Genomic DNA, 11,274 nt, shown 5'->3' on the forward strand with positions numbered 1-11,274 from the left:
ATCGGGTGTGGCTGCGAGGTACCGTGCTGTTGGTCGCCGCGATGGGCGCGGCCCTGGTCGCGGTGGCCACGGCGACCTACCTGATGGCCGTGGGCCACGACGGCCCGTCCTGGGTCGCATACGTGGTCGCCGGCGTCATCACCGCGGGAATGCCGGTGATCGAGTGGCTGCACGTTCGCCAGCTGCGCCGCGCCGTCGCCGCGCAGTAGGCGCTCACGACGCTTTGGCGTACCTGCGAACCATTTCGTCCTCGCCGAACGTGCTCGTGTGCTGCGTGCCGTTGTCGTCGCGACCGAAGAATGTCCAGCGCCGGGGAGTTGTCTGCGGCCCGCTGATCATCTTGACGGTGTAACGCAGCTTCGTGGGACGCAACGTGCCGATGATGTCACCGACCCGGATCTTCGAGGGATGGATCTCCGGGGCGTCGCCCCAGTCCTGTATCGCCATTGCGCCCCATCCTCACCGTTTCGGCCCCCCGCTCACCCGGACAGCGCCACGGTCAGGCCCTCGCCACTGTAGTGCACCGACGGGATTCGGTCGGCTCCCGAGCCGTCGTGACGACCGCGCGGTCACCCTGGCCGCTCGGGAGCGCCGACGTTGGCGTAGCGTCCACTGCGAGCTGTTTCGTTGTCAGCGGTGGTCACGCTCCGGCGCGGATACCACCCACGGGCAATGCGATTCCTCCGTCCGTCCCGCGGTCGCCGGGGCGAACGACGCCGACGTGAAGGGAACGCCCGTGGACGCTGCAACCCTGCCTGGCCGTGACGGCCAGGCCCGCGGATGACCGAATTATTCGAACGCCGACGCCGGGCCAATCCCGTCCGGCTGTCGGTGGCTCGTGAGCTCGGCCGCCCCATCGACGGCGCGTGGTGGCCGCGCGCGGACCGCATCACCAACGAACTGCCCGAGGTGGTCGCCCTCTTGACTCCCTTGCTGGGCGACATCAACGCCATCAACGTCAACTGGCCACCGCTGCAGCGACCGCCGGACTTGAACTGGTCGGGATGGGAGCGAAAGCGCCAGCACGTGATGACCTTCGTCGGGGGCGCCGCACGCGTCAACCTGCTGGTCATCCCGTACGCCACCTACAGCGCGCTCGCGCTGATGGTGCTGCGCTGCGCGGCCGACCTACCCGTCGAAGCGCGCGACCAGACGAAGCCGGCGTTCCTTACCGCCGGTTCCATCCTGCGGGCCGCCCAACAACAGTGCGGGACGGCCTGCACCGAACCAGCGCGAGGCTAGTGGCGCTCGCCGTTCTTGCCGTTCGGCGAACCGACGGTGCCTTCCTGGTGCTCACGCAGGGCGGTCAGGGCACGCTGCTCGGAGCTGTGTGCCGCCTCGCGCAGCGCCGCATCCTCCGACACGGGGTCGGCGAACAAGAAGCTGCCGCGGCCCGGTGAACCGGCCGAGCCCAGCTTGTTCATCCGCTTGGGCAGCGCCGACCCCTGGTACTCGAGCGGGATCGGGTGGCCGTGGTCGTCCACCGGTCCGAGCGGCTGGTGCAGCTCGATGTAGGCGCCGTGCGGCAGCCGCTTGATGATGCCCGTCTCGATGCCGTGTGCGAGCACCTCCCGGTCGCTGCGCTGCAGCGCGATGCACCACCGGTAGGCGATGAAGTAGACCACCGGCGGGAGGATGACCATCCCGATGCGGCCGATCCACGTCGTCGCGTTCAGCGAGATCTGGAACTTCAACGCGATGATGTCGTTCATCGCGCTCAGCGTGAGCACCATGTAGAACGCGATCGCCATGGCACCGATCGCCGTGCGCACCGGGGCGTCACGCGGCCGTTGCAGCAGGTTGTGGTGGGCACGGTCGCCGCTGAACCGCTTCTCCAGGAAGGGGTAGATGATCAGCAGCACGAAGATCAGGCCCATCAGGAGGGCAACCCAGACCGCCGCGGGAACGGTGTGGTGCCAGAAGTAGAACTCCCATGGCGGCCAGATACGGGCCAGGCCCTCGGTCCACATCATGTAGAAGTCGGGCTGCGACCCGGCGGACACGTGGGATGGCTTGTACGGGCCGAGGTTCCAGATCGGGTTGATCTGCAGCAGCCCACCCATCAGGCCGAGCACGCCGACGATCGCGGCGAAGAAGGCGCCGGACTTGACCGCGAAGATCGGCATGACGCGCACACCGACGACGTTCTGCTCGGTGCGGCCCGGGCCGGGGAACTGGGTGTGCTTCTGGAACCAGACCATCGCCAGGTGCAGCCCGATCAGCGCCAGGATGATGCCCGGCAAAAGCAGAATGTGCAGGGCGTACATGCGCGGGATGATGATGCCCACCTGAGCGCACTCGTTGCCCACGCCGCCGCAGGGGAAGTCGCCGCCGAACAGCGCCCAGTGCAGCCAGGTGCCGATCACCGGCATCCCCAGCGTGATCGAGGAGAGCGCGGCGCGTACCCCGATACCCGACAACAGGTCGTCGGGCAGCGAGTATCCGAAATACCCCTCGAACATCGCCAGGATCAGCAGCAGCGAACCGATCACCCAGTTCGCTTCGCGGGGCCGGCGGAACGCGCCGGTGAAGAAGATGCGTGCCAGGTGCACCATGATGGATGCCGCGAAAATCAGTGCGGCCCAGTGGTGTACCTGCCTGACGAACAGGCCGCCGCGCACCTCGAACGAGATGTCGAGCGTCGAGGCAAACGCCTTAGACATGTCGACACCGCGCAGCGGCTGGTAGGCGCCGTTGTAGGTGACCTCGGCCATGGACGGGTCGAAGAACAGCGTCAGGTACACACCGGTTAGCAGCAGCACGATGAAGCTGTACATCGCGATCTCGCCCAACAGGAACGACCAGTGCGTCGGAAAGACCTTGTTGAGCTGCCGGCGCACCGCAGCCGAGGGGTGGTAGCGCGTATCGATGTCTTCGCCCTGTCGGGTCAGGACATCGCCGATCTTGGGCGGTTTCGGGGGACTCAGTTTGGGACTCATGATGTCGTCCTCTCCCAGAATGCCGGTCCGACGGGCTCGACGAAGTCACCGTTGGCGACTAGATACCCGTTGGTGTCGATCGTGATGGGCAGTTGCGCCAGCGCGCGGGCCGCCGGGCCGAAGATCGGCTTGGCGAAATGCAAGGCGTCGAACTGCGACTGGTGACATGGGCACAAGATTCGGTAGGACTGCTGCTCGTACAGCGACGCGGGGCAACCCAGGTGTGAGCAGACCTTGGTATAGGCGAACAGCTCGCCGTAGTTGAAGCTTTCCTGGCCTTGGCGTTTGACCACCCGGGGCATGTCGGTGGGCCGGACGCGGATGAGCATGACGGGGTTGCGGACGCCCTGGTTGATGGCCCGGAGCTTCTCCTGCGATTCCGGCGTGGTGCCGTCACCGTCGGATTCACGCCACGGGAAGACGGTCTCCATGCCGCCGGCGTCGAGGTCTTCGGGCCGCATCTTGATGAACGGTGACGCGCCGGCTGAGCCGGTGGCCCGCGCGAGGAAGATGGTCTCGCCCGCATACCGCGGTGTCCAGCCGGACGTCCACAGCACGGCCTTCTTCCCATTTGCGCTGGGCACCACCGGTTTCCACGGGTTCTTGATCAGACCGCCGGCAAACGCGACCAGCGTCGACAGGCCGAACGCGCCGAGGCCCAGTCCCAGCGACAGCCCGATCACCTTGCGCCGCCGGACGGTTGAGCCATCCAGGGCGTCGGTCAGGTTCGCCACCACCGTCTTGCGGTCGATGTCCCGCGAGGCGCCGTCGTGCCGCTCCTGGATCGAAATCTCTTCCGGGATAAAGCGTTTCTGGTAGAGGATCGTGCCGATCGCGATCGACAGGATGGACATCCCGAAGGTCAGCCCGTACAGCGGGGTGGTCAGGTCGTACAGCAGGCTGCCGGGGGCGTCCTTCGGCTTGTACTCCCACGGCCAGAACAGGAAGACCAGCAGCAGCGCCAGCCCGAAACCGCCGCCGAGCAAGAGCCATAAGGCAACTCCACGTTCGGCCCGTTTCTCGGCTTTGGTGCCCTCGACGGACCAGCGGGGCTCCTTGACGATCGTCTCGACGCCGTCGAGCTTGCCGCCCAGCGCCACCAGCTCCTGCTGCGACATGGCGGCCAGGGCTGCGTCGTCGGGTTCCCTCTCGCCGACACCGTGGGCAGTGCCGCCGGTGTCGGAGCCGCGAACGTCGTCCGTCATGATGCTCGTGCCCCAATCCACAGTGCCAAACCGATGGCGGCGACCATCCCGATGATCCACGCGGCCATGCCCTCGGGTGCGGGCCCGAACCCGCCGAGGCCGTAGCCGCCGGGCTGGCGCTCTTCGGTGACCGACTTGATGTAGCCGATGATGTCCTTCTTCGCTTCGAAGGACAGCTGACGGTCGGAGAACTTCGGCATGTTCTGCGGCCCGGTCCGCATCGCCGCCAAGATCTGCTGCTCGTTGGGCGGCTCCAGGGGCGGCGCGTACTTGCCCGACGACAGCGCCCCGCCCTTGCCGGTGAAGTTGTGGCAGGAGGAGCAGTTCAGCCGGAACAGGTCGCCACCGCGGCCCAGGTCGTCGCCGCGCAGCGACTTCATGGCCAGGCTGCCGTCCGGGTTACGCACGGTGGTCGGACCGCCGCCGTTGGCCTGCACGTACGCGCCCAGCGCGTCGACCTGCGCCTCGTCGAAGATCGGCTCCTTGCGCGGCGCCTGGGCCTCGCCGGTCATCGCGGGCATCCGGCCGGTGGAGACCTGGAAGTAGACGGCCTCCTCGCCGACGCCGATCAGGCTGGGCCCGCGGTCGGGCACACCCTGCAGGTTGGCGCCGTGACACGACACGCACGACGTGTCGAACAACTGCTTGCCGGTCCGCAGCAGCGCCGAGGACGACTCGTCGGCGACGGCCACCTGCGGGCGCGGCGTCAGCACGGCGGCCAGGCCGCCGGCGATGGTCAGCGCGATCAGCAGCAACAGCCCGCCCGACAAGCGGCGGCGCAGCCGCCGCCGGGAGCGGTCGCTCACGGCCTTTCGCGCCTGCCCTTGTCGCGGCTTCCGGTTTCGCATGGACCTCAGCTTCTTCAACCGAGCACTCCTGTTCATTCCTTTATTCGGAGCCGCCGGCTCATCGGATGAAATAGATCACGGTGAACAGCGCGATCCACACGATGTCGACGAAATGCCAGTAGTAGGAGACGACGATGCTCGCGGTGGCCTGCGCCGGGGTGAACTTGCTCATCGCGGTGCGGGCCAGCAAGAAGATGAAGGCGATCAGACCGCCGGTGACGTGCAGGCCGTGGAACCCGGTCGCCAGGTAGAACACGCTGCCGTAGGCGCTGCCGGGGATCGTGGTGCCGTGTGTGGCCAGGTGGAAGTACTCGTAGCCCTGCCCGCAAACGAAGAACAGGCCCATCAGGAAGGTGATCACGTACCAGCGGCGCAACCCGAAGACGTCGCCGCGTTCGGCCGCGAACACACCCATCTGGCAGGTGAACGACGACGCGATCAGCACGAGCGTCACCGGGACCGCCTGATAAAGGTTCAGTTCGGTCGGCGGTGGCGGCCACTTGCCGCCGGACTGCGCACGCGCGGTGAAATACATTGCGAACAGGCCAGCAAAGAACATCAGCTCGCTGGAGAGCCAAACGATGGTGCCGACACTGACCATGTTCGGTCGATTCAGCGAATGAACGCGCGACGTGATTGCAGTACCTGAGGTCCCTACAGCGCTGGTCACATCCGCAAGTATGACGCTTTGTAGTTGATTAACTCCACCCGGGGCGGCATTTGATGTTTTCGCGTCGCGACGCCGTCCGGAGCCGGCGGCTGTCCGCGCCGGTTGGGGCAGGTCGGGTCCGCGTGGGACCATCGGCGCGTGGCTCTGTCATCTGAGGCGTCCACCGGCGGGTCCGCTCGACCGGCCGGGGCGGCGCAGTCGTGGCCACGGGTCCTGGCCCGGTTGATGGCCGGTCAGGATCTGGCGCGCGGCCAGGCCGGCTGGGCCATGGATCAGATCATGGCCGGCGACGCCAGCCCGGCGCAGGTCGCATCCTTCGCCGTGGCGATGCAGATGAAGGTCCCTACCTCGGCCGAGGTCAGTGAGCTGGCCGACGTCATGCTCAGCCACGCACGCCCGATGCCCGCCATCCGCGACGACACAGTGGACATCGTCGGGACCGGCGGTGACGGCGTCAACACCGTCAACCTCTCCACCATGGCGGCGATCGTGGTCGCGGCCGCCGGCGTGCCGGTAGCCAAGCACGGCAACCGCGCGGCGTCGTCGTTGTCCGGCGGTGCCGACACCCTGGAGGCGCTCGGGGTGCGCATCGACCTCGAGCCCGAGCAGGTGGCGCAGAGCCTCAACGAAGTGGGCATCGGGTTCTGCTTCGCGCCGCTGTTTCATCCTTCGTACCGGCACGCCTCGGTGGTGCGCCGTGAGATCGGCGTGCCGACGGTGTTCAATCTCCTTGGTCCCCTTACCAATCCGGCCAGGCCGCGGGCCGGCCTGATCGGCTGCGCGTTCGCCAACCTGGCCGAGGTGATGGCGGGGGTCTTCGCCGCGCGCCGGTCCAGCGTCCTGGTGGTGCATGGTGATGACGGGCTGGACGAGTTGACGACGACCACCACCAGCACGATTTGGCGCGTACAGGCCGGGACGGTGGACAAGCTGACGTTCGATCCCGCCGGATTCGGTTTTCCCCGAGCCGATCTCGATGATCTGCTGGGCGGCGACGCGCAAGCCAACGCGGCGGAGGTGCGTGCGGTGCTGGCCGGTGACAAGGGACCGGTCCGGGACGCCGTCGTCCTCAACGCCGCCGGGGCGATCGTCGCCCACGCGGGCCTATCCAGCCGCGCTGAATGGTTGCCGGCGTGGGAGGACGGGCTGCAGCGCGCCAGCGCGGCGATCGATTCCGGCGCGGCCGAAGAGCTGCTCGCGCGATGGGTGCGGTTCAGCCAGCAGGTGTGAATCGTGTTGGGCCGCTTGTGCCAAGGTCTGTTCCGAGGCCAGCCGCGCCGAGCGCGCCGAGGCCGCCCACGACGCCCACGCGCCGGCCGAGCGCAGTGGCGAAGCCCAGCCGGCGGCGTCGGGGGACTCGTCGACCCGCACGATGCGCACCCCGGGGCCGGCAAGCCAGCGTGCGATGAGGCTGGATTCCTCCACGAGCGCACCGCCCAGCGGGGCCGCGGTCGGTAAAATCGCCTGCGCCCCAGCCACAATGGCGTCGACCACCGGCATCGGGGGCACCCCACGCCTGGCGACCCCGGCCGCGGCGAGCTGGCCGTGCCGGACGACGGCGAGGTGGTAACCACCCTCCCCGTCGGGCGCGGCGGCGATCAGCTCGGGCAACGTGGCCAGGGCACGCAACCGCTGGCCGCGCCACAGGATCTCGACCGCGGTGGCGGTGCGGTCGCGCAGGCGCGCGGCGCTCTCGAAATTGCGGCGCTCGGCCAGCGCGGTGACCTGATCCACGGCGGCCGACAGGGCGGCGTTCTCCATCCCGTCGATCAACGCGGCGACGCGGGCCACGGCGGCGGCGTATTGCGTGGCCGTGATGCCCCGCGCCGCGGGGCACGGCGAGACCTCGGCCTCGGCGCAGGCCGGCCCGTGCAGGACCGAGCGGCCCAGCCGGGCGTTGCAGGTCCGAAGGCCGGTGAAGCGGGCCAGCAGCGCGGCCGTGTCGGCGGCGTCGGCGCGGAGGCGAAACGGGCCGACGGCGCGGTCGTGGCGGGGGGCCCGCACCACCGCGAGCCGGGGGAACGCCTCGTCGGTGAGCGCCACCCACCACCACCGGTGCGGGAACCTCGACCGGCGGTTGTAGGGCGGGGCGTGCGCGGCCAGCAGCCGCAGCTCGCGGACGCCGGCCTCCAGCGCGTGCGCGCACTCGACGTGGTCGACCGCGGTGGCCAGATTGACCATCTCCTTCATCCGGCCGCGGGGGTCGGCGCCGGTGAAGTACTGGCCGACCCGGCGGCGCAGGTCCACGGCGGTGCCGATGTAGAGCACCTCGCCGGACGGCCCGCGAAACAGGTAGACCCCCGGCCGGCGGGGCAGGCCCTCGGCGAGGACCCGCTTGCGCCGCTGCGCGGGGGTGACATCCGGCAGGTAGGAGCGCAGGTCGGCGAGGGTGTGCACGCCCTGATTGCCCACCCGCTCGATGAGCGCGTGCAGCACGTCCACGGTGGCGCGGGCGTCGTCCAGCGCGCGGTGCGTGGGCTGGGTGGCGACGGCAAACAGCCGCGCCAGCGCGGCCAGCCGCACCGTGGGGGCTTCCTCGCGGCTGAGCACCCGGCGGGCCAGCCGCACGGTGCACAGCACCTGCGGCCGGGGCCAGGGGATGTCGCACCGCGCCGCCGCGGCCCGCAGGAACCCGATGTCGAACCCGGCGTTGTGGGCGACCAGCACCGCGTCCCCGGCGAACTCGAGGAACATCGGCAACACCGCGTCGATGGTCGGAGCATCGGACACCATGGCCGTGGTGATGCCGGTCAGCTGCACGATCTGCGGCGGGATGCTGCGCTCCGGGTCGACCAGCGTGGCGAACTCGCCGAGCACGGCGCCGCCGCGGACCTTGACCGCACCGATCTCGGTGATGGCGTCGGGAGCGTTTCCGTCGGTGCTTTTCGTGCGTCCGCCGGTGGTCTCCAGGTCGACCACCACGAAGGTGGTGTCGCGCAACGAGGTGTCCGCGGTGGCGAAGGGCGACCCCACGTCGGCGAAGCTGAGCTGAGTCGCACCACCGGCACCCATGGCCGCGACGTTAAGCGGGACCACCGACACCCGCGCGGCTCCCACGCCGTACAAATCCGACCCGTTCGCCAGCCGAAACGCGGCGCCGGCGGGTTGTCGGTGGGTGTGGTTACCGTTCGGGGAGTCCGACCTGAGTTCGCCAAGCCTGACCGAGAGGACCGATCCCGATGGCACGAAGCAGTGGGCCCGACAGCAACGGCGCGACGGTGCCGCACGCGGGGGCGCCGGTGGTGATCGACTGCGATGACTGCGCGGTGCGCGGGCCGGGATGCCGCGATTGCGTAGTCAGCGTGCTACTCGGGGTCCCGGGAACTTTATTGGAGGACGAATGCGCTGCATTGGCGGTGCTTGCCGATGTCGGACTGGCACCGCGATTACGGTTGGTGCCTATCCGCCGCGAACGCGATTCGGGCGTCGCCTAAGATGCTTTGCGTGCCAAAGGTTTACGAGGGGGTCAGAGCCGTTCACATGAATATGACAGAAATCTTTCCAATTTCTTAACCCCTCGCTTTGGACAAACGCCGATATCGTTTCGTAACCTGTTTGAGACCTAAACCAGCTCGACGGCGCCTGGTCGTCGATGGCCCGTTTAAGGAAGCAAAATCTTGAGGCTTGACTCTAGATACCCGTTTGCGCGTGTCCTCACACGATTTGCCATCGGGACGCTAGCGGGCTTCACAGTCTTATCGGGCGCCCTCGCCGCGAACGTCTCGGCCGACCCGGCCGGTGACGCGCTGGCCAAACTCAACGAGCTGTCCCGCCAGGCCGAGCAGACCACCGAGGCGATGCACAGCGCGCAGCTCAACCTGAACGACAAGTTGGCGGCCCAGCGCGCGGCCGACAAGAAGCACGACGACGCCCTGGCTGCCGTCGATGCCGCCAAGGCTCGCCTGGCGTCGTTCCAGGGCGCCGTGAACAAGCTCGCCGCCGCGACTTACATGGGCGGCCGCGTCGACGGCATGACGGCCATGTTGACCGCCGGATCGCCGCAGGGGCTGATCGACAAGCTGGCCATGCAGCGGCTGATGGCGACGCAGATGTCCGACCAGATGACGAGCTTCCGGGCCGCCGGCGAGCAGGCCGCCAAGGCCGAGCGCGAGGCCGCCAAGTCCGCCGCCGATGCGAAGAGCGCGGCCGAGCAGGCCGCCGCGGTGCGAGCGAGCTTGCAGTCTAAGCAAAGTCAGCTGCAGGTGCAGATCGCGGTCGTCAAGTCGCAGTACGTTTCCTTGACGCCCGAGCAGCGCACCGCGCTCGCCGATCCCGGTCCCATCCCGGCCGGTCTCCCGGCGCCCGGCGCGCCCGCGCCGGAGGCCGCGCCGCCCGGCGTGCCGCAGGCACCCGGTGAGGCGCCGCCTCCCGGCGGAATGCCCGGACCGTTCGGTGGCGGAGTCGGCGGCGGTGACCGCGCCACGGTCGTACAGGCGGCCCTGACGCAAGTCGGTTCGCCGTATGTGTGGGGTGGCGCCGCGCCGGGTGGGTTCGACTGCTCCGGCCTGGTGATGTGGGCCTTCCAGCAGGCCGGCATCTCGCTGCCGCACTCCAGCCAGGCTCAGGCCCAGGGCGGCCAACCGGTTTCCCTGTCGGACCTGCAGCCCGGCGACGTGATCACCTTCTATAACGATGCGTCACACAGCGGCCTCTACGTCGGTGACGGCATGGTGATCCATTCCTCCACGTACGGCCAGCCGGTGCGCGTGGTGCCGATGAATGCGGCAGGTCCGATCCACGACGCCCGCCGCTACTAGAGGCCCCGGCCGGCACCGCCGGCTCACGCTGCTGCTGGCCTGGGTGTTCCTGGTCGAGCTCATCGTCGCTGCGGCCGTCCCGCTGGACGCGGGACGCGGTGGCGGCACGCGGCCCCCGCAACTGGTCACGCCCGCACGCAGCCAGGTCAGCGCCGCGACGAGGTCACTGGTCGTCGGTGACCGCACGGTTCGGCTGCTCGGGCTCGGCGCCCCGGCCAGTGATCGCCTGCTGTCTCGGGTCGCGTCCGGCATCGGTGTCGCGATCAACGCGGTCGAGGCGTTCTGGGGCGTGGACTGGTCGCGGGACATTTCGGTGGTCGCCGCCCACACCGACGAGGAGTTCCGCGCGGCCGCCGGCGGGGGACCGGCGGCGCAGTGGGCGGACATCGCGGCCGTGACGGTCGTCGACCGTGTCGATTCCGCGCATCGGGTGACCATCGGTCAGCGTATCGTCTTCGCGCCCGGCGCGGCCGGCATGACCGAGGGCGCACTACGAATTGTCTTGACGCACGAGCTTTTTCACTACGCCGCCCGCGTTGACACCGCCGCGGATGCGCCCCGGTGGCTGACCGAAGGCGTGGCCGATTTCGTCGGCCGGCCCCGGACTCCGGTGTCCCTCGACGCGCTGCCGGTACCGCTGGTGCTGCCCTCGGACGCCGACCTGGACGCGCCGGGGTCGCAGCGTTCGCTGGCATACGACCGCGCCTGGTGGTTCGCGCGTTTCGTCGCGGACACCTACGGGACGGCCAAGCTGCACGACCTTTATCTGGCCGTCTGCGGTGTCGGGCACACCGACGTCCCCGCCGCCGCCCACGACGTGCTGGCCACCGACCCGCCCGGCCTGCTCGCGCGCTG

At 69.0% G+C, this 11,274-nt stretch carries 11 protein-coding genes and 1 pseudogene; 6 read left to right on the plus strand and 6 right to left on the minus strand.

Annotated elements, in window-relative coordinates:
- Positions 1 to 209, plus strand: a 209-nt coding sequence (locus tag A5678_RS18435) for a DUF2561 family protein (protein ID WP_156746980.1), incomplete at its 5' end; no start/stop codon positions are given.
- Between the two features lie 4 nt (positions 210 to 213).
- Here the strand turns inward: A5678_RS18435 and A5678_RS18440 are convergent.
- The gene (locus tag A5678_RS18440) at positions 214 to 447 is read right to left on the minus strand and encodes a hypothetical protein (RefSeq protein WP_068044923.1); all 234 of its coding nucleotides are present in this window, start codon (positions 445 to 447) and stop codon (positions 214 to 216) included.
- A gap of 333 nt (positions 448 to 780) precedes the next feature.
- On the opposite strand from A5678_RS18440, the gene A5678_RS18445 reads away from it, so the two are divergent.
- The gene (locus tag A5678_RS18445; RefSeq protein ID WP_068044924.1) at positions 781 to 1,242 is read left to right on the plus strand and encodes a DUF5994 family protein; all 462 of its coding nucleotides are present in this window, start codon (positions 781 to 783) and stop codon (positions 1,240 to 1,242) included.
- Here the strand turns inward: A5678_RS18445 and A5678_RS18450 are convergent.
- The 4 genes from A5678_RS18450 to A5678_RS18465 are packed head-to-tail and all read right to left on the minus strand — an operon-like array spanning position 1,239 to position 5,662.
- A complete protein-coding gene (locus tag A5678_RS18450) occupies positions 1,239 to 2,939 on the minus strand; it encodes a cytochrome bc complex cytochrome b subunit (protein WP_068044925.1) in 1,701 nt (566 codons plus the stop codon). The genes A5678_RS18445 and A5678_RS18450 overlap by 4 nt on opposite strands.
- Positions 2,936 to 4,144, minus strand: coding sequence for a ubiquinol-cytochrome c reductase iron-sulfur subunit (locus A5678_RS18455; RefSeq protein WP_068044927.1), 1,209 nt, complete (start codon positions 4,142 to 4,144; stop codon positions 2,936 to 2,938). Before A5678_RS18455 ends, A5678_RS18450 begins: the two co-directional genes overlap by 4 nt.
- Positions 4,141 to 4,992, minus strand: coding sequence for a c-type cytochrome (locus A5678_RS18460; protein ID WP_068044929.1), 852 nt, complete (start codon positions 4,990 to 4,992; stop codon positions 4,141 to 4,143). Before A5678_RS18460 ends, A5678_RS18455 begins: the two co-directional genes overlap by 4 nt.
- A 58-nt stretch (positions 4,993 to 5,050) precedes the next feature.
- Complete coding sequence (locus tag A5678_RS18465) at positions 5,051 to 5,662, minus strand: heme-copper oxidase subunit III (protein ID WP_055401014.1); 612 nt, start codon at positions 5,660 to 5,662, stop codon at positions 5,051 to 5,053.
- Positions 5,663 to 5,800: 138 nt separating this feature from the next.
- Between A5678_RS18465 and trpD the strand changes: the two genes are divergently transcribed.
- Positions 5,801 to 6,892, plus strand: coding sequence for an anthranilate phosphoribosyltransferase (gene trpD, locus A5678_RS28020; RefSeq protein ID WP_068044931.1), 1,092 nt, complete (start codon positions 5,801 to 5,803; stop codon positions 6,890 to 6,892).
- On the opposite strand, the pseudogene A5678_RS26645 reads toward trpD, so the two are convergent.
- A pseudogene (locus A5678_RS26645) lies at positions 6,830 to 8,674 on the minus strand (DEDD exonuclease domain-containing protein); the annotation flags it as partial. The gene trpD and the pseudogene A5678_RS26645 overlap by 63 nt on opposite strands.
- A 167-nt stretch (positions 8,675 to 8,841) precedes the next feature.
- On the opposite strand from A5678_RS26645, the gene A5678_RS26650 reads away from it, so the two are divergent.
- The 3 genes from A5678_RS26650 to A5678_RS18480 all read left to right on the plus strand — a co-directional run.
- The gene (locus A5678_RS26650; RefSeq protein WP_082945615.1) at positions 8,842 to 9,096 is read left to right on the plus strand and encodes a hypothetical protein; all 255 of its coding nucleotides are present in this window, start codon (positions 8,842 to 8,844) and stop codon (positions 9,094 to 9,096) included.
- 183 nt (positions 9,097 to 9,279) lie between these two features.
- A complete protein-coding gene (gene ripC / locus A5678_RS18475; RefSeq protein WP_068044933.1) occupies positions 9,280 to 10,419 on the plus strand; it encodes a peptidoglycan hydrolase RipC in 1,140 nt (379 codons plus the stop codon).
- Between the two features lie 43 nt (positions 10,420 to 10,462).
- Positions 10,463 to 11,274 (plus strand): hypothetical protein (locus A5678_RS18480; RefSeq protein ID WP_068044935.1); only part of this gene is annotated, 812 nt, incomplete at its 3' end.

Origin of the sequence: Mycobacterium sp. E2733, from assembly GCF_001667585.1 — a bacterium.
Classification (GTDB): Bacteria; Actinomycetota; Actinomycetes; order Mycobacteriales; family Mycobacteriaceae; genus Mycobacterium.

Coding starts and splice junctions, on each gene's coding strand:
- A5678_RS18440 (WP_068044923.1), bottom strand. CDS start 447: ATGGCGATACAGGACTGGGGCGACGCCCCGGAGATCCATCCCTCGAAG.
- A5678_RS18445 (WP_068044924.1), top strand. CDS start 781: ATGACCGAATTATTCGAACGCCGACGCCGGGCCAATCCCGTCCGGCTG.
- A5678_RS18450 (WP_068044925.1), bottom strand. CDS start 2,939: ATGAGTCCCAAACTGAGTCCCCCGAAACCGCCCAAGATCGGCGATGTC.
- A5678_RS18455 (WP_068044927.1), bottom strand. CDS start 4,144: ATGACGGACGACGTTCGCGGCTCCGACACCGGCGGCACTGCCCACGGT.
- A5678_RS18460 (WP_068044929.1), bottom strand. CDS start 4,992: ATGCGAAACCGGAAGCCGCGACAAGGGCAGGCGCGAAAGGCCGTGAGC.
- A5678_RS26650 (WP_082945615.1), top strand. CDS start 8,842: ATGGCACGAAGCAGTGGGCCCGACAGCAACGGCGCGACGGTGCCGCAC.